This is a genomic window from Pantoea sp. DY-5, assembly GCF_019795955.1.
Taxonomy (GTDB): Bacteria; Pseudomonadota; Gammaproteobacteria; order Enterobacterales; family Enterobacteriaceae; genus Pantoea; species Pantoea leporis.
On sequence record NZ_JAIMIE010000009.1, the window covers coordinates 33928 to 50661 of the forward strand.

The following is a 16734-nucleotide window of genomic DNA, read 5'->3' on the forward strand; positions in this document are numbered from 1 at the left end:
GACCCGCGGTGCCCTGCCGCGGGTTTTTCCCCCGTCCCGCTTCCCCGCTGTGTTAAACTGCCTGCCTGTTTTTTGTCAGGTGCCACCATGAAACGAGAACTCGCGATTGAATTTTCCCGCGTGACTGAAGCCGCCGCTCTGGCGGGCTATCACTGGTTAGGACGCGGCGATAAAAATGCGGCCGACGGCGCAGCCGTTCACGCCATGCGCATTATGCTCAACACTATTGATATCGACGGCCAGATTGTGATTGGCGAAGGCGAAATCGACGAAGCACCGATGCTGTATATCGGTGAGAAAGTCGGTACCGGCCGTGGCGACGCGGTGGATATCGCGGTCGATCCGATCGAAGGCACACGCATGACGGCGATGGGCCAGGCCAATGCGCTGGCGGTGCTGGCGGTCGGTGATAAGGGCAGCTTCCTGCACGCACCTGATATGTACATGGAAAAGTTAATTGTTGGACCAGGCGCACGTGGCGCCATCGACCTCAATCTACCGCTTGATATCAACCTGAAAAACATCGCGCTGGCATTGGGCAAACCGCTCAGCCAGCTAACGGTATCGATTCTGGCCAAGCCCCGCCACGATGCGGTGATTGCCCAGCTGCAACAGCTCGGCGTGCGCGTGTTCACCTTCCCGGATGGCGATGTTGCGGCCTCGATTCTGACCTGTATGCCGGATAGCGAAGTGGATGTGATGTACGGCATCGGCGGCGCACCGGAAGGTGTGGTGTCGGCGGCCGTGATCCGCGCGATGGACGGCGACATGCAGGCACGCCTGCTGGCGCGTCATCAGGTGAAAGGGAATAGCGAAGAGAATCGTCGTCTGGGCGAGAATGAACTGCAACGCTGCGCCGAGATGGGCATTGAAGCGGGTCAGGTACTGAAGCTGGATCAGATGGCGCGCAACGATAACGTTATCTTCGCGGCCACCGGCATCACCACCGGCGATTTGTTGAAAGGCATCACGCGTAACGGCAACATCGCCACCAGCGAAACCCTGCTGGTGCGCGGTAAATCGCGCACCATTCGCCGCATCCAGTCAATCCACTATCTGGATCGCAAAGACGCGGCGCTGCATCAATTTATCCTGTAATCGCCTGCTTGCCGCTCTCCGGATGGCGTGAGAGCGGCCACCAGCACAGCAGCATCACCAGCGACGTCACGAACATCAGCATGCCAAGGCTGGATTGATCGTGCTGCGGCAACAGCGCAGAAAGCCACGCCACCACGCCGGAACCGAGATTCTGCAAGCCTCCGATTAACGCACCCGCGCTGCCCGCCAGCCACGCATATGGCTCCATCGCGCCCGAGGTTGCCAGCGGAAACAGCATGCCCGCGCCAAAGAAGAACAGCGCAGCCGGCACCAGCAACGTCCAGATGTTCATCACGCCAAACCAGGCCGGAACCCACATCAGCAAGCCCGCTAACAGGCAGCTGTTCACGCCGTACCACATCAGCGTGTGCCAGGATTTCTGCTCACGTCCGGCAAACCAGGCACCAAAGAACGCCGCCGGAATCGGCAGGATAAACAGGATGCTGACGGTCAATCCATCCAGCCCCAACACGCCGCCCATCAGCACGCCACAGCTGGCTTCAAACACTGCGATGCCCGCCAGCGCGCCAATCAGTAGCAGCAGGTACCGCACAAAGTTGCCGTCGCTCAGCAAAGTGGCATAACGGCGCAGGAACGGCGTGGCGGGCGTATCCGCTGGACGCGTTTCCGGCAGCCAGCGCGCCATCGACGCGGTGACGCCGACGCACAGCAGCAGCAGGAAGGCGAAACAGGCGTGCCAGCCAAACAGATGCGTCAGCAGCGCGCCAATCACCGGCGCCAGCAGCGGGCTGACCAGAATGCCCATATTAAGCAAGCTGTTCGCCTGACGCAGCGCGATGCCAGCGTAGAGATCGCGCGGCATGGTGCGCGCCATCACGCCCGCCACGCCGGTACCTAAACCTTGTACCGCGCTGCCCAGCACCAGAATCTCGAGCGAGGGCGCGAACATAGCGATCAACGCGCCGACCGCAAAGATCGTCATGCCAATCAGGATCACCGGACGGCGGCCAAAACTGTCCGATAGCGGGCCGTAGATCAACTGCGATCCGCCGTAGGTCATCAGGTAGGCGGCCATCACCTGCTGGATCGCCCCGCTGCGCACATTAAGCGTTTCGGCCATGTTGGCCATCGCTGGCACATAGATGGTTTGCGCCATCTGCCCAACCGCCACCAGCACGATCAGCATGAATAACAGAAAGCGATTTTGCGTTTTACTTATCAACATGGAACAAAATGTCTGCCTGAGAAACAAAGAATAAGCAGCACAAAACAGGCCGCCTCGGATTTATGGCGGCAAAAATATCAGGATTCAGTGACAAATCGAGAGGCGCAGGCAAAGCTGTATCTCTTCAGCCGTCAAGTTGGTAGTCCAGATTGTAAACCGCCCGCTACAGTTGCTGATCTGTGCGCTGCGTTTGTCGCTGAGAGCCCTTTACTGGGTGCAGGGCTGGAAATTTATCGGATGGATAACGATGATAATCATGTGCCTGAATATTCAACACTAAGGAGTGAGCATGGCTGAGTGGATCAATGCTGAAGTGAAAGAGGTAAAAAACTGGACCGACGCACTGTTCAGCCTGCGCGTTGCAGCGCCGATTGATACCTTTACCGCGGGACAATTTGCCAAGCTGGCTCTGGAGATTGACGGTGAGCGCGTGCAGCGTGCCTATTCGTACGTCAACGCGCCGCAGGATCCGCTGCTGGAGTTTTATCTGGTCACGGTGCCGGAAGGCAAACTGAGCCCGCGTTTGCAGGCGCTGCAGCCCGGCGAGCAGGTGATGATCACTAAAGAGGCGGCGGGTTTCTTTGTGCTCGACGAAATTCCAGATTGCCAAACGCTGTGGATGCTGGCGACCGGTACGGCGATCGGCCCCTATTTATCGATCCTGCAACAGGGCGAAGATCTGGATCGTTTCGACAATATTGTGCTGGTACACGCCGCACGCTTCGCCAATGATCTGAGCTTCCTGCCCTTGATGCAGGCGTTGCAGCAGCGCTATCAGGGCAAGTTACACATCCAAACGGTGGTGAGCCGCGAAGAGATCGCCGGTTCGCTGCACGGCCGCGTACCGCAGTTGATTGAAAGCGGAGAACTGGAGCGTGCGGTTGGCTTGCCGCTGACGGCAGAAACCAGCCATGTGATGCTGTGCGGCAATCCACAGATGGTGCGCGATACCCAGCAGCTGCTCAAAGATACGCGTGAGATGCGCAAACATTTCAAACGCAAACCCGGCCACATGACCAGCGAGCATTACTGGTAATCGGCGCGGAGCGAATAATCTGAGATTTTTCCCAGTGTGGGTTTTGACTTTGCCCGGTAAAAACCGTTCTAATCGTGGGCTAAGTGAATGATTTAGGGCCGAAGCAATGAACAACCTGCCAGTCGCGCTGCTGCTTGGCCTCGCACTGACATTTCCCGCCTGGGCGGACGATGCACCCGCGTTGGATCGTAGCGATCATCTGCCTGCAGCGCCCTATCTGCTCGCGGGTGCGCCGACCTTCGATATGACCGTTGCTCAGTTCCGTGAGAAGTACAACGCGGCTAATCCCAATGCATTGCTGCAGGAGTATCGCGCGATTGATAGTCGCGGCGATAAAAGCAATCTGACGCGTGCCGCCAGCAAAATCAGCGAAACGCTGTATGCCTCAACTGCGCTGGAGCAAGGCACCGGAAAAATCAAAACCCTGCAAATCACCTGGCTGCCGGTTCCCGGTCCCGATATGAAAGCCGCGCAGGCTCGCGCCATGGATTACATGACCGCCCTGCTGCGCTTCTTCATTCCCGGCTTGTCGCCCGAAGAGGGGCGTAAAAAACTCGATTCCCTGCTGAGCGCCGGTAAAGGTGCGCGCTATTTTGCCCGCACCGAAGGCGCATTGCGTTTCGTGGTGGCGGACAACGGCGACAAGGGTTTGACCTTCGCCGTTGAGCCGATAAAACTGGCGCTCGCGACGCCCTGATCGCACCGGCAAAAATGACGAAAAGCAAAGCCAGCAACACATTTGATCTCTATACTGTCTCGCAGACATCGCTGCCCGATGGCAGCGCTATTTCATGAATCGCGTTATGCGGAGGAAAGAATGCGACATCCACTGGTTATGGGTAACTGGAAACTGAACGGTAGCAAGCAGATCACCAAAGAGCTGATTGAAGGCCTGCGCAAAGAGCTGTCTGGTGTTGATGGTTGTGGCGTCGCGATTGCACCGCCAGCCATCTATCTGGACCTGGCAAAACACGCCATTTCCGGTAGCCACATTGCTCTGGGTGCTCAGAACGTTGACGTTAATCTGTCTGGCGCATTCACTGGCGAAACTTCCGCAGACATGTTGAAAGACGTTGGCGCGAAATACATCATCATCGGCCACTCTGAGCGCCGCACCTACCACAAAGAGAGCGACGAGTTCATCGCGAAGAAATTTGCCGTAGTGAAAGAAGCGGGCCTGGTGCCGGTTCTGTGCATCGGTGAAACTGACGCAGAAAACGAAGCGGGCAAAACGGAAGAAGTGTGCGCACGTCAGATCGACGCTGTGCTGGAAACGCAGGGCGCCGCGGCGTTCGAAGGCGCAGTCATCGCTTATGAGCCGGTTTGGGCTATCGGTACCGGAAAATCAGCTACGCCAGCGCAGGCTCAGGCGGTGCATAAATTCATTCGTGACCACATCGCGAAGAAAGATGCGGCTATCGCTCAGCAAGTGATCATTCAGTACGGCGGTTCGGTCAACGACAAAAACGCCGCTGAGCTGTTCACCCAGCCAGATATCGATGGCGCGCTGGTTGGCGGTGCTTCACTGAAAGCGGATGCTTTTGCGGTAATCGTGAAAGCGGCAGCAGCAGCGAAAAACGCGTAACTTAGCGTTTAGATGCAGATTAAGGCGGCTGATTAGCCGCCTTTTTTATTGGCCGCTATTAATTGCGTCCCTACGAAAAAGGGTTATTGCGGCAATATGCTGCAGTTATGATCCTGCAGCTCTTCCGCCGAGCCGCTGTTCAGTTTCAGCCAGTTACGTTCCAGCGCCAGCAGCGCTAAACGGCCATCCGGCAGCTGTGCCAGCGCCAGGCCATATTTCCCCATCTCGCTGCGCGCATGCGGCACTTCATCCGCCAGAAGGATAAACGCACTCTTTTGCGCCAGTTCTTCCTTAGAAAGCGCCCGCACCAGATAACCATGCTTGCGCAGCGTTTCACTCTGCCACTGCGCATTCAGTCTCGGTGCCAGCGCATCCAGCTGCTGGCGCACATCCGGACGCAGACAGGAAATATGAATATGCAGCTGATTCTGCGTACGCCCGTATTGCGCATTGATGGCCAGCGACAGCGCGCTATCGGGAATCGGCGCGCCGTGCCTTTGCGCCAGTAATCCGCGCTGTTGCCAGGCTTCGGCAAACAGATTTGGCGTTGCGGGTTCAAGAATGATGGGACTTTCCATGCCGGTGATTTTTTCGATCGGCATCAGCAGATACTGCAAAGGCCCGTTGAGATCTTTCAGCGTGACGTAACCCTGCGCGCTATTCACCTGCTGGCATGGCGCTGGGTTGCCCGTCGCCGCCATATTCGGCACGCACTTTTCGCTGATGATCTGCCATAAGGCGTTAGAGTTTTTATGGAAATGGATGGCGCCGGCGATCAGTCCGACAATCAACAGCACCAATAAAGCGGTAAGTAACTTCAGGGTACGACGACTGCCCTGCATAGCCCGATTCCTCTGTTCATCACCTGCCAGCATCCTCGCCTGGCAGGTGATGAAAGTCACGGACTAATCCTCCGCGCCACGCAGGATGGCGTCGAGTTTTTCTGGCTGCAAACGAATCTGCGCTGCACGACGATGCGCCTGCATCCCTTCGGTACGGCTCTGGCGCACCGCAGGAGCAGCGATGGCGGCGATGCCCTGATCGTCAATCCATTGATGCGTGCAGGTTTTCAGATACGCACCGACCCACAATCCGCCGGTGTAACGTGCCGCCGCCATGGTGGGCAGCGTGTGGTTGGTGCCGCAGCATTTATCAGAAAACACCACGCTGGCGTTTTGCCCGATAAACAGCGATCCGTAATTGCGGATGCGCGCCGCCAGCGCATGGGGATCGCGCGCATGGATTTGCAGATGCTCAGTGGCGATCTCATCGGTGTACGCCACCATCGCATCCTCGTCGGCACAGAGAACAATTTCGCCCTGACGCTGCCACGCCTCACCAGCCGTTTTCGCCGTCGGCAAGGATGCCAGCTGCGCCTCAATTTCCCGCAATGTTGCATGCGCCACGAGTTCGCTGGTGGTCGCCAGCCCAACACGCGTGCGCACGTCATGCTCCGCCTGCGCCAGCAGATCCGCTGCCAGCACGCGCGGATCAGCACTGTCATCGGCGACGATAAAGATTTCGCTCGGCCCCGCCAACGCATCAATACCCACTTTGCCAAATACCTGACGCTTCGCCTCATTGACGAAAGCGTTGCCCGGCCCGACGATCTTGTCCACCGCCGGCAGCGATGCGGTGCCGTATGCCATCGCGGCAATGGCCTGCGCACCACCAACTTTGAAAATGCGGTGCGCTCCGGCCAAGTGGCAAATTGCAATCATTGCCGGATGAGCGCCCGGCGGCAGACAGGCGATGATGTTATCGCAGCCCGCCACAACCGCTGGCACGATAGACATCACCGGCGCGGAGAGGATCGGATAGCGTCCGCCCGGCACATAGCAGCCCACGGTTTCAATCGGGATGATGCGATGCCCCAGATGAACGCCCGGCAACGTCTCAATCTCCAGCGGCTGCAAGGTGGCGCGCTGCGCTTCGGCGAAGCGGCGCACCTGCGCAATAGCAAACTCACTGTCCTGGCGGGTTTGATCGGCGAGTTGCGCCAGCGCCTGCTCGATCTCTGCTGCCGAAACTTCCAGCTGCTCCGGCGCGACACCATCAAATTTCTGCGAATAATCACGCAGTGCCGCGTCTCCGCGCTGACGCACGTTGCTAATAATGTCGCTCACGGTGGCGATCAGGCTGGCATCCGCCTGCGCATCTTCGCCCGCGGCTTGCTTGATAAACTGCACGCGTTGTTTGCTCATGCTTCCGTCTCCGCCAGTTGTCCCAATTTGATCTGCGCCAGCATCGCCAGGTGATCGTAAACCACCCATTCATCAACAATTTTGCCGTTCACCACGTGATAGTGGCTCATACCCATCACCAGCAGACGCTGTCCCGTTGGTTTACCCAACTCGCCGTAGCCAAGATGATGCCCTTCCATTACCCAGCGCACCGCCACTTTGGTGCCGCCCTCTTCACATGGATTGGAGCAGATATGCTGCGGCATCCATGCGCCGTCTGGGATCATGCCGATCAGCGCCAGCGTCTGATGAATCACCGATGCCTGACCATATAACTCTTTCATCAGTGGGCCGTGCCACTGCACATTGCTAGCGTAAACCTCTTTCACTTTGCCCAGCATGCGTTTGTTGTAAATCTCGTGCAGCCAGCCCAGCACCTGCGCCTCGGTATCACTGTGCGCCAGCGTGTAATCCGGATCGCTTTCCGGCGGATACTGGCCGAGCAGACGACGGTTTTCGCCAATCTCCGTCAGTCGGAAACCCTTATCAAACTGCTCTTTCGCCATGTTGTACGCGATCTGGTCGGTATCCAGCCCCAATTGACGCATCAGCGACATGTTGTCGCTCACCACCCATTCGCGGTAAATCTTGTTTTCCAGAATCATGCAGTCCGCCACGGTGCGCGTGGTGAAGGTGCGGTTGGTGGGTTTACCGTACTGGCTTGGCTGCGTGTGGCGGCCGCTACCGGTAACCAGATGCGAGGTGTAAAAACCGTCAACGTCGTTGCCGTTCCAGATCACCTGCGTTGCCATGCCGCGACGTTCCGGGAAGGCGACCAAACGTTGCAAGGTATCGAGCACCACTTGTTCACGGGTATAAATGGTGCCCAATGCGTTATATAACACGCAGTTATGGGTGTAATGGCTGTAGATCAGCCCGACATCGCGCTCATCCCAGATCTTGTGGGTACAACGCACAATGTAATCAACGATATCGGTATAGCAGGGATCAAAACCGCGCATTGGCTGCACCCGCGCACGGTTTTCTGGAACCAGATCGACAAAATCCCGTCGCTCAACCTGCAAAACCGGTTCGGCTTGGGTGCGTGCTGAGGTTTTTTCTGCGCTCTTTTCACTGGCGGTGGCTTTATTAGCCGTGTCCGTTGTAGACATAAACACTCCTGCTTTTGACGAATTAAGGGTGAGCGCGGTCCTCGCAATCAAGCGCTGCCGATTCACCCGGCTGAATTCAGGGTGCAGAACGCCGTCGGTAATTAAGGGATTAATTACCGTGACGTGATGCGTTATTTAAAAGTGCTGATTAATCAGCTGAGTAGCTGTAACCAGATTGAGAGTTCATCGATACCTAAATATTCCCGCATGATGACGCCATCACGTAATTCCAAATGAGAAATACCGGAAATACACACTGGCTTGCGCGACGGCGGACCAAATTTTCCGTAGCCGTCATGCCAGCTCAACAGTGACCAGCGCAGGCTGATGCGCACCGGTTCGTTGGCATCGCGGCGCACCACCAAATGATGCAGCTGCGTTTCGCTGTCAGCGAATGAGGCGCGATAGCCGGAAAGGAAGCTGCCAATCTCCTGCTCGCCGGTAAAGCTGCTGTGGCCCGGTCCGTGCAAGGTGGCGGCGGGATGATAAACACCTGGCACCACACCGCTGTTGCCGCCGGCCCACATGCTGAGATAGCGCTCAATCAAACCCGCGATGGTTCCTTCGGCATCATCGCCATCCGGGCCGCCAGCCCAACGCGCTTCCAGCTCTTCGGGCGCGGGCATCTCCAGCCCTTGCTGCTGGCGCATCTGCGTTAGATGCTGGGCAAACTCCGCCACGTTGGTACCAATCTGCGCAAGAATGCCCGCGCGATCCTGCAGCAGCCACTCTTGCTCCACCAGCCCATCACGACAAATACGATCGGCGAAAGTACGTACCCAAACCGTTTTGCCACTCGGCGCGCCAAAGAAGCCTTCGCCCAGATGCTGAATACGTGCCTGCGTGCGCTGCGAGGCGTACCAACAGGTATCGCCTTCACGCGCGGTGAGAATATCTTCGGTCAGCACCTGACGCTGCGGGAAGCAATGTAACGCTTCCAGCGTCAAACGCATGAAATCGCTGAGTTCGGTCAGGCGCTTTTCCGGCGTGTGAAATACCACCGGCGTGGCGTAGAAATCAGCCAGCTGCCCGATATCCTTCTGCTCCCATACCACGTGGGTTAACGTCAGAATAAACTGCTGAATAGAATCAAACTGGGGACTGAAACCCGGCAATCGCATTACTCAACCTCCTCTGAACGAAATAGCAGCTGGCCGTTCTCTTCTACCACGCCGTGACGCGGACGCCGCGCGGAGTGGCGTACTACCAACGTGCCGGGAATAACAATTTGCTCGGGTGCCATCACCGCGCTGTCGATTTGCTGCATTAGCAGGCCAATGGTGCGTTGCACCATCACTTCAACCGGCTGACAGATAGACGTCAGCGCATACGAAGGCCAGCCCGCTGGACCAACATCGTCATAACCCACCACCGACACATCCTGCGGAATGCGCAGACCAAACTCGTAACGCGCCACATCCATAACCGTCAGCGCCATATGATCGTTGACGGCAAACACCGCATCGGGCGGCGTGCCGCTGCTGAACAATTGACGCGCCGCCTGTGCGGTTTGCTCGCTGTCGTTTTGACCCGCTAACACCGTGACGTCGATGTTGCGCGCGCGCAATGCCTCGCGAAAACCGTCCAGCCGTAGCTGATTTACCGAAGCGTTGTCCGCGCCGGTAATGCAGGCAAAGCGTTGATGTTCGCCTGCCAGCAGAAATTCGGCGATCTGACGTGCGGCGGCACGGTTATCGGTATTCACGCTTGACGCCATTTCGCTTTCGGCGGTGCGGTTGAACAGCACCACCGGAATGCCCGCGCCGTGGCACTCTTCGGATAAGGCATCGGATAACGCGCCGGATGCCAGCACAATGCCATCCACGCGGTACTGCATGATCTGATCGAAAATGCGGTCAACATTGCTATCCCGATCGCTGACGAACAGCAGCAGATGGTAGTTAAGCGCATCCAGTTCACGCCCCAACGCTTCCAGCACATGGGGATAAAACGGATTATCGAAACAGGAGATCACCACACCAACGATGCGCGAACGTGCGGTGTTCAGCGATCGCGCCAACGCGTTGGGTCGATAACCCAACTCACGGGCAGACTGCAGCACCTTTTCACGCGTGGCCGGTGAAATACTGGCGCCCGGCGTGAAGGTACGCGATACCGCAGACTGTGAAACGCCGGCGTGCTGCGCAACTTGTTGTGAGGTCACTGGACCGAAGGTCTTACGTTTCATGGCGTTATCTTCCTGTTTAGCACACTGATGCACGGGTGACTGCCGGGCATTGTAGCCAATTTCATCAACCGGACTCACCTGCTTCGGTGTGTGTTTTTTACTCTTACACCTTTTTTGCATGCGTATGCAACACTCAATAACTTTTTTTTCACATTGCCAAGCACGCACTTTACAAACATGAAATCATTTCGTAACTTCGGCCGTTGAATACGTATTCAATGCATGCAACATAACCGACCCGGACTCAGGATGAAACCCGCGTTTTTAGTCACTTATCTGTGTTGATAAGAGGTTTAACATGTTTCGAGCACTGTTTAGCCGTCCCGAGCTGTTGACGTTTTTCACCATGAGCGTGCTGTTTTTTATCTGCATTCACGGCTTCGATGCCTTCATGGCGCCTTACATGGTGAGATTAGGCATTGAACCGCAAACCATCGGCATGATCATGGGCGCCTCTGGTTTGGCGTCGCTGTGTATCCGTTTTCCGCTCAGCGTCATCTCTGACGTGATGAAAAATCGCAAAGTGTTTATGCAGTTCGCCCTGCTGCTGCCGGTGATTGCCTGGCCGCTGGCGTGGATGTTCCCCGCTGCGCTGACATTCTGGCTGGCCAAGCTGGCCTGCGGCATCGCTGCCGCGAGTTGGGTGCTCTACAACATCATTTTCATCCGCTATTTTCCTCGTGATGACGCGCCGGCTGCAGTGGCGCTGTTGGCATTGGCCGGGCCGATTGGCGTATTTATTAGCAATGCCATTTGCGGTGCCGTTGCCCTATGGCTGGGCAGTACGCAGGCGTTTTTTGTGCCAGCGATTGCCGGTTGCCTGGCGCTGCTTCTCAGCCTGCGCGTTCGTGAAGAGGAAGATAGCCACAAAGCGCCGCACCTCAAAGCCTGTATCGACAGCGCTAAACGCCAGCTAGCGGACCGCTCAATTTGGTTTATTGGGCTGCTGGCGACGGTGGTGATTTTGGTCCCGTTTGCCACTCGCGACACGCTCACGCCCATATACGCTCAGCAGTTAGGTGCCAAGGCGGGCACGCTGGCAGTGCTGAGTAATATCCACTTGTTGTTTTATGGTGTGGCCGTGGCATTGTGCAGTTCCGTGTTTTATCAGCGGCTGGGCTTGGTTAACACCGCGCTGGTGGGCATCGGATTACAAATCATCTCGTCAATTTTCGTCCCCTTAACCAGCAACATGTGGCTGATTTACCTGTGGCAAGGTCTGGCCGGTTTTTCCTTTGGCATGGCGTTTGCCGTGTTTATGTCCTTAAGCGTGGTTAACACTTCGGAGCATGAACAAACCACCCGGATGGGTCTGTTTCAAACCATCTATTCTTGCGGCATGTTTTTCGGCCCGGTGCTGATGGGCGTGTTGTTGCAACACGTCAATGTCTACGCGGGTTATTGGGTGATTGGTGGCTTGTGTCTGATCGCTGGCGTGTTAACGCCGCTAGCGGCAAAACGGGTGCAGCAGCGTCAGCTGCCGCCAGCGGCACGTAAAGCGAGCGGCATGCTGTCGCAGGATGCGGTGAAATGAGTGCCGCGCGCCTGCAACCGCAGCGCAACAGTGCGGAAGAGGTTGAACGCCGCTTAGCCGCTATCAACGCAGGTCGCGCGCTCAACGCGATTATCAGTATTAATCCCCAGGTGATGAAAGAGGCACAGCGCTGCGATCGCTTATGGCGTAGCGGCGCGCCGGTTGGCGTGCTGCACGGCATTCCGCTGGTGATAAAAGATAATATTGATTGCATCGGCATGGCTACCACGCTCGGCTGCCGGGCGCTGGCCGAAGCACAGCCACGTGAAGATGCGCGCGTGATTGCACGCCTGAGAACTGCGGGTGCGCTGATTCTCGCCAAAGCGAATCTGTCTGAGTTCGCCTTTGACGTACGTTCGCGCAGTTCGCTCGGCGGCGATGTGCGCAATCCCCTGAATCCACAGCTGACCACCGGTGGCTCAAGCGGCGGCAGCGCAGCGGCGGTGGTGGCCGGTATGGCGGATGCGGCACTCGGCAGTGATACTGGCGGATCGATTCGCATTCCCGCGGCATGGACCGGTCTGGTGGGACTGCGTCCGGCATTTCGCCGCCGCCAGCTGCGCGGCGTCGCACCGCTTTCGCTCAGCAAAGACACCGTTGGGCCGATGACATGGTGCGTGGATGATGCGGCGCTGCTGCATCAGGTAACGCATGGGCTGCCGGTGCGCCCGCTAGCGCAGCGAACCTTGCGGGGTGTGCGGCTGGGTATGATTAACGATCTGTCAGGCGATGATGACGCGCAACGTCAGGCATTAGCACTGGCTTTCTCTCGTCTGCGGCGGGCAGGCGCCACACTGATTCCGCTGCGGTTACCGCTATCATCGCGCGTGGCGCAGGAACCTTGTCTCAGCCTGCGCGAATTCCATCCGGCGATGTCCCGCTGGCTAAGCAAAATGGACCATGCGCCTGCTTCGCTTTCGGATCTGCTGGCACGAGGCGAACATCTCGCCGAGTTCGATGAACTGCTGCAATTACACCTCACGCGCAGCGCGCTGGTGTGTGCCGCATGGCGCGAGCAACGCCGTTTTCAACGCCATTTGCGTCAGCAACTGCAACAGCAGATGCAGGATCAGCGGCTGGAGGCGCTGATTTATCCCACCAGCCAGCGCACTCCGATTTCACTGGAGAAGATGCCGCCGGGCTGGGCGCCGGAGCTGGCGGCCATCAGCGGCTTTCCCGCCGTAACGTTGCCGTTTGGTCAACTGGCTAACGGTTTGCCGCTGGGGCTGGAACTGCTCTATCCAGCGCCTGATGAAGAAGCATTGCTGGCGCTCGCTTTGGCGATAGAGCGACTGTAAAACCAGAAAATTCATCATGTTAATCCCCGTTCTGCGGGGCTTTCTGCTGCCTGCAATTTGAAAAAACTGCGCACATTCTCACTTTTCATTTTTTTCCATTTCAGCCTCTTTACGCTTTTTGCATACGTATGCAAACCTGATTAACAGCAATCAATGATGAGGAAAAGAGCATGGCAATCTGGTTAAAACAGGCGGCAGCGAAAGCAGAACGCCAACAGCAGCAACAGCGCGTTCGCAGCGATGTGGAAGCAGTGCTGGCGCAAATTGGAGCGCGCGGCGATGACGCGGTGCGCGAACTCTCGATTAAGTTCGATGGCTTTGCCCGCGATGATTTCCGCTTAACGCCGCAGGAGATTAATGCCTGCCTGCAACAGCTGACCAAACAAGATATTCGCGACATCGAATTCGCTCAGGAGCAGGTGCATAACTTCGCTCAGGCGCAAAAAAATTGCCTGACCGATTTGGCGATTGAAACGCGTCCGGGCGTGATACTTGGCCATCGCAACATTCCCATCAGCAATGTCGGCTGTTACGTGCCGGGCGGTAAATACCCGCTGCTGGCTTCGGCGCATATGTCGATCATTACCGCCAAAGTCGCAGGCTGCGATCGCATCGTGAGCTGCGCCCCGCCGTTTCACGGTAAACCGGCTGCAGCCATTGTTGCGGCGCAGTCGATGGCCGGCGCCGACGAGATCTATGCGCTCGGCGGCATTCAGGCGGTGGGCGCCATGGCGATTGGTACTGAGCGGATTGCGCCGGTCGATATGTTAGTCGGGCCGGGCAACGCGTGGGTGGCCGAAGCCAAACGCCAGCTATTTGGCCGCGTTGGCATCGACCTGTTCGCTGGCCCGACCGAAACGCTGGTGATCGCCGATGACAGCGTTGACGGTGAACTCTGCGCAACCGATCTGCTCGGCCAGGCGGAACATGGCCCCACCTCACCCGCGATTCTGCTGACCTGCTCGCGCCAGCTGGCGCAGGAGACCGAGCGCTATATCCACCAGCTGTTGCTGCAACTGCCTACCGCCGATGTGGCGCAACAAGCCTGGCACGATTATGGCGAAATCATTCTCTGTGCCGATCACGATGAGATGCTGGCAGAAGCCAACCGCATCGCTTCTGAACACGTGCAGGTGATGACCGATCGCGATGACTGGTATCACCAGAACATGCGCAATTACGGCGCGCTGTTTCTCGGGCCGCGTACCAATGTGGCTTATGGCGACAAGGTGATCGGCACCAACCATACGCTGCCCACGCTGGGTGCATCGCGTTATACCGGCGGCTTGTGGGTGGGCAAATTTATGAAAACCTGCACCTGGCAGCGCGTCACCAGCGATGCGGCTTCGGCAGAAATCGGCGCTTACTGCTCGCGCCTGGCGCTGCTGGAGGGCTTTGCCGGTCATGCCGAACAAGCCAACATCCGCGTGCGCCGCTACGGCCAGCAGGAAGTGGCCTACGCCGCACCCGCGCCGGTTACGGTGAAATAAGGAGGCGCGCATGGTTCCGACTACCCCTTTATTTCGCCTGGATGGACAGCGCGCGCTGGTGACCGGCGGCTCGCGCGGTATCGGTTTTGCCGCCGCTATCGCGCTGGCCGACGCCGGAGCGCAGGTGTGGATTGCCGCGCGCGACGCCGATCGCCTGGCGCACGCCGTGCAGCAGGCGGCGAGCGCCGGCCTGACATTGCATCCGCTGCCGCTCGACGTCTGCAACACGCACGCGGTGCGCCAGACACTACACGATTTGCCGAGCTTTCATGTGCTGGTCAACAGCGCCGGGCTGGCGCGCCATCAGCCGTTTAGCGAGGTCAGCGAAGCCAACTTTGATGCGGTGATGGACGTCAACCTGCGCGCCACGTTTTTCCTGTCGCAGCAGGTCGCAGCCGGTATGCAGGCCGCCGGGCACGGCGGCAGCATTATCCATCTCTCTTCGCAGATGGCGCACGTCGGCGGCCCGCAGCGCAGCGTCTACTGCGCATCAAAAGCGGCGCTGGAAGGGCTGACGCGTGCCATGGCGCTGGAGTTGGGACGCGATGGCATTCGCATCAACACCTTGTGCCCCACCTTTATCGAAACCGAACTGTCGCAGGCCTCGCTGGCGGATGAAGCGTTTCGCCAGCAGACGCTGCGCCGCATTCAGATTGGTCGTATTGGCACGCTGGAAGATGTGATGGGGCCGGTGGTGTTTCTGGCATCACCGGCCGCAGCGTTGATCACCGGCAGCGCGCTGAAGGTGGATGGCGGCTGGACGGCTTATTGAGGAACTCATTATGAAAGCGTTATTGCGTCGTGATGTGCTGCTGTTTTTCATTATTAGCTTGCTGTTTTTTATCAGCATTCACGCCTTTGATCCGTTTCTCGCCCCCTACATCATGTCGCTGAATGTCGAGGCGCGCGTGATGGGAATCATCATCGGCGCGACCGGATTGGCCTCGATGCTGTTGCGTTTTCCGACCGGCATTCTGTCGGACCGCTTTCGCCGCCGCAAACGCATAATCCAGATTGGCTTGTTGTTTACGCTGATCGCCTGGCCGGTGGTTTACCTTTGGCCGACACCGGAAACACTGTTTATCGCCAAGCTCGCCGATGGCGTCACCAGCGCGACGTGGGTGGTGTATAACGTGATGTTCGTGGCTTACTTCCCGCCGCTGGAAGCCGCCGCCGCGATCGCCATGCTGAGCGTCACCTCGCCGGTAGGCACTTTTATCGGGATTTCGGTGGCGGGATTTATTGCCCGTCATTTCGGTGCCGAATCGAGCTTTTTGGTGGCGTCCGCTGCCGCGCTGCTGGCTTTTTTGCTGACATTCTTTATCCGTGAAAAACGCCCGGAAGCGATGCCCACGGCGCAACGTCTCTCTGCGGTTCGCACTCAGCTGCGTGATCCTTCGGTGTGGTATCTCGGCGGACTCTGTGCACTGGTGATGATGGTGCCATTTGCCACGCGCGACACGCTGACGCCGCTACTGGCAGAAGGCTTTGGCATGGCGGCCGCTTCGCTGGCGACGCTAAGCGGCATCCATCTGTTCTTCTATGCGCTGGCCACCGCGCTGTGCGCGCCCTTCTTCTATCGCCTGCTGGGCTTACGCAACACGGCAATTATCGGCGGCGTGCTGCAAGGGGCCGTAGCGATAGCCATGCCTTACGCGCCCAATATCTGGCTGCTGTATGGCTTGCAGGCGCTGGCGGGCTGTGCCTTCGGCATGATCTCCACCGTGCTGAATTCGCTGATCGTCACCCGCACGCCCGCCTGGCAGCAATCCACTCGCGTTGGGCTATATCAAAGCATCTACTCCGCCGGGATTTTCTTTGGCCCGGTGCTGGTCGGCTACATCAAATATTACTTCGCGATGCAGCAGGGCTTTATGGTGATTGGCATTATTTCATTGCTGTCGCTGCTGCTGGTGCGCCATGTGATGCGGATGGTGAATGCCCGTCCTGTGGCGGAGGGCTAA

16 protein-coding genes are annotated in these 16734 nt (G+C 57.8%); 10 read left to right on the forward strand and 6 right to left on the reverse strand.

Annotated elements, in window-relative coordinates; all coding sequences use genetic code 11:
• Positions 1–87 precede the first annotated feature (87 nt).
• On the forward strand, positions 88–1098 hold the full coding sequence (glpX, locus tag K5Y30_RS22460; RefSeq protein ID WP_222213428.1) for a class II fructose-bisphosphatase: 1011 nt from the start codon (positions 88–90) through the stop codon (positions 1096–1098).
• Here glpX and emrD read toward each other — a convergent pair.
• Positions 1088–2284: a multidrug efflux MFS transporter EmrD gene (gene emrD / locus K5Y30_RS22465; protein ID WP_255606755.1), complete on the reverse strand. Its 1197-nt coding sequence runs from the start codon at positions 2282–2284 to the stop codon at positions 1088–1090. The genes glpX and emrD overlap by 11 nt on opposite strands.
• Here emrD and K5Y30_RS22470 point away from each other — a divergent pair.
• The 4 genes from K5Y30_RS22470 (at position 2264) to tpiA (ending at position 4905) form a co-directional block, all read left to right on the forward strand.
• Entirely contained in the window at positions 2264–2581 is a 318-nt protein-coding gene (locus K5Y30_RS22470) for a hypothetical protein (RefSeq protein WP_222213430.1), read from the forward strand. The genes emrD and K5Y30_RS22470 overlap by 21 nt on opposite strands.
• Complete coding sequence (gene fpr / locus K5Y30_RS22475) at positions 2574–3320, forward strand: ferredoxin--NADP(+) reductase (RefSeq protein WP_101760646.1); 747 nt, start codon at positions 2574–2576, stop codon at positions 3318–3320. Before K5Y30_RS22470 ends, fpr begins: the two co-directional genes overlap by 8 nt.
• 106 nt (positions 3321–3426) lie before the next feature.
• On the forward strand, positions 3427–4017 hold the full coding sequence (locus K5Y30_RS22480; RefSeq protein ID WP_101760647.1) for a YiiQ family protein: 591 nt from the start codon (positions 3427–3429) through the stop codon (positions 4015–4017).
• A gap of 120 nt (positions 4018–4137) precedes the next feature.
• Positions 4138–4905, forward strand: a complete 768-nt coding sequence (tpiA, locus tag K5Y30_RS22485; RefSeq protein ID WP_008109693.1) for a triose-phosphate isomerase — start codon at positions 4138–4140, stop codon at positions 4903–4905.
• Positions 4906–4988: 83 nt separating this feature from the next.
• On the opposite strand, the gene K5Y30_RS22490 is transcribed toward tpiA, so the two are convergent.
• The 5 genes from K5Y30_RS22490 to K5Y30_RS22510 all read right to left on the reverse strand — a co-directional run bounded on the left by K5Y30_RS22490 (position 4989) and on the right by K5Y30_RS22510 (position 10448).
• Positions 4989–5747: a CDP-diacylglycerol diphosphatase gene (locus K5Y30_RS22490; RefSeq protein WP_222213432.1), complete on the reverse strand. Its 759-nt coding sequence runs from the start codon at positions 5745–5747 to the stop codon at positions 4989–4991.
• 63 nt (positions 5748–5810) lie between these two features.
• Positions 5811–7109, reverse strand: a complete 1299-nt coding sequence (hisD, locus tag K5Y30_RS22495; protein WP_222213434.1) for a histidinol dehydrogenase — start codon at positions 7107–7109, stop codon at positions 5811–5813.
• The gene (locus tag K5Y30_RS22500) at positions 7106–8260 is read right to left on the reverse strand and encodes an ester cyclase (RefSeq protein WP_061720303.1); all 1155 of its coding nucleotides are present in this window, start codon (positions 8258–8260) and stop codon (positions 7106–7108) included. Before K5Y30_RS22500 ends, hisD (K5Y30_RS22495) begins: the two co-directional genes overlap by 4 nt.
• 152 nt (positions 8261–8412) lie before the next feature.
• Complete coding sequence (locus K5Y30_RS22505; RefSeq protein WP_110868187.1) at positions 8413–9381, reverse strand: nuclear transport factor 2 family protein; 969 nt, start codon at positions 9379–9381, stop codon at positions 8413–8415.
• Positions 9381–10448 (reverse strand): LacI family DNA-binding transcriptional regulator, encoded by a 1068-nt coding sequence (locus K5Y30_RS22510; RefSeq protein WP_101760652.1) that lies wholly within the window; start codon positions 10446–10448, stop codon positions 9381–9383. Before K5Y30_RS22510 ends, K5Y30_RS22505 begins: the two co-directional genes overlap by 1 nt.
• A 298-nt stretch (positions 10449–10746) precedes the next feature.
• Here K5Y30_RS22510 and K5Y30_RS22515 point away from each other — a divergent pair, with 298 nt between their 5' ends.
• From K5Y30_RS22515 to K5Y30_RS22535, 5 genes are all read left to right on the forward strand, one after another.
• Complete coding sequence (locus tag K5Y30_RS22515; protein ID WP_110868189.1) at positions 10747–11982, forward strand: MFS transporter; 1236 nt, start codon at positions 10747–10749, stop codon at positions 11980–11982.
• Positions 11979–13280, forward strand: a complete 1302-nt coding sequence (locus K5Y30_RS22520; protein WP_222213436.1) for an amidase — start codon at positions 11979–11981, stop codon at positions 13278–13280. The genes K5Y30_RS22515 and K5Y30_RS22520 overlap by 4 nt, the downstream gene beginning before the upstream one ends.
• A 170-nt stretch (positions 13281–13450) precedes the next feature.
• Entirely contained in the window at positions 13451–14770 is a 1320-nt protein-coding gene (gene hisD / locus K5Y30_RS22525; RefSeq protein WP_137386759.1) for a histidinol dehydrogenase, read from the forward strand.
• Positions 14771–14780: 10 nt separating this feature from the next.
• On the forward strand, positions 14781–15542 hold the full coding sequence (locus tag K5Y30_RS22530; RefSeq protein WP_222213438.1) for an SDR family NAD(P)-dependent oxidoreductase: 762 nt from the start codon (positions 14781–14783) through the stop codon (positions 15540–15542).
• Between the two features lie 10 nt (positions 15543–15552).
• A complete protein-coding gene (locus K5Y30_RS22535) occupies positions 15553–16734 on the forward strand; it encodes an MFS transporter (RefSeq protein ID WP_158238591.1) in 1182 nt (393 codons plus the stop codon).

What these genes read in the sequence shown, in the direction of transcription:
- K5Y30_RS22535 (WP_158238591.1), top strand. Translation starts at nt 15,553, where the DNA reads ATGAAAGCGTTATTGCGTCGTGATGTGCTGCTGTTTTTCATTATTAGC.
- K5Y30_RS22490 (WP_222213432.1), bottom strand. Translation starts at nt 5,747, where the DNA reads ATGCAGGGCAGTCGTCGTACCCTGAAGTTACTTACCGCTTTATTGGTG.
- K5Y30_RS22480 (WP_101760647.1), top strand. Translation starts at nt 3,427, where the DNA reads ATGAACAACCTGCCAGTCGCGCTGCTGCTTGGCCTCGCACTGACATTT.
- K5Y30_RS22520 (WP_222213436.1), top strand. Translation starts at nt 11,979, where the DNA reads ATGAGTGCCGCGCGCCTGCAACCGCAGCGCAACAGTGCGGAAGAGGTT.
- K5Y30_RS22515 (WP_110868189.1), top strand. Translation starts at nt 10,747, where the DNA reads ATGTTTCGAGCACTGTTTAGCCGTCCCGAGCTGTTGACGTTTTTCACC.
- hisD (WP_222213434.1), bottom strand. Translation starts at nt 7,109, where the DNA reads ATGAGCAAACAACGCGTGCAGTTTATCAAGCAAGCCGCGGGCGAAGAT.
- fpr (WP_101760646.1), top strand. Translation starts at nt 2,574, where the DNA reads ATGGCTGAGTGGATCAATGCTGAAGTGAAAGAGGTAAAAAACTGGACC.
- K5Y30_RS22510 (WP_101760652.1), bottom strand. Translation starts at nt 10,448, where the DNA reads ATGAAACGTAAGACCTTCGGTCCAGTGACCTCACAACAAGTTGCGCAG.
- hisD (WP_137386759.1), top strand. Translation starts at nt 13,451, where the DNA reads ATGGCAATCTGGTTAAAACAGGCGGCAGCGAAAGCAGAACGCCAACAG.
- tpiA (WP_008109693.1), top strand. Translation starts at nt 4,138, where the DNA reads ATGCGACATCCACTGGTTATGGGTAACTGGAAACTGAACGGTAGCAAG.
- emrD (WP_255606755.1), bottom strand. Translation starts at nt 2,284, where the DNA reads ATGTTGATAAGTAAAACGCAAAATCGCTTTCTGTTATTCATGCTGATC.
- K5Y30_RS22530 (WP_222213438.1), top strand. Translation starts at nt 14,781, where the DNA reads ATGGTTCCGACTACCCCTTTATTTCGCCTGGATGGACAGCGCGCGCTG.
- K5Y30_RS22505 (WP_110868187.1), bottom strand. Translation starts at nt 9,381, where the DNA reads ATGCGATTGCCGGGTTTCAGTCCCCAGTTTGATTCTATTCAGCAGTTT.
- glpX (WP_222213428.1), top strand. Translation starts at nt 88, where the DNA reads ATGAAACGAGAACTCGCGATTGAATTTTCCCGCGTGACTGAAGCCGCC.
- K5Y30_RS22500 (WP_061720303.1), bottom strand. Translation starts at nt 8,260, where the DNA reads ATGTCTACAACGGACACGGCTAATAAAGCCACCGCCAGTGAAAAGAGC.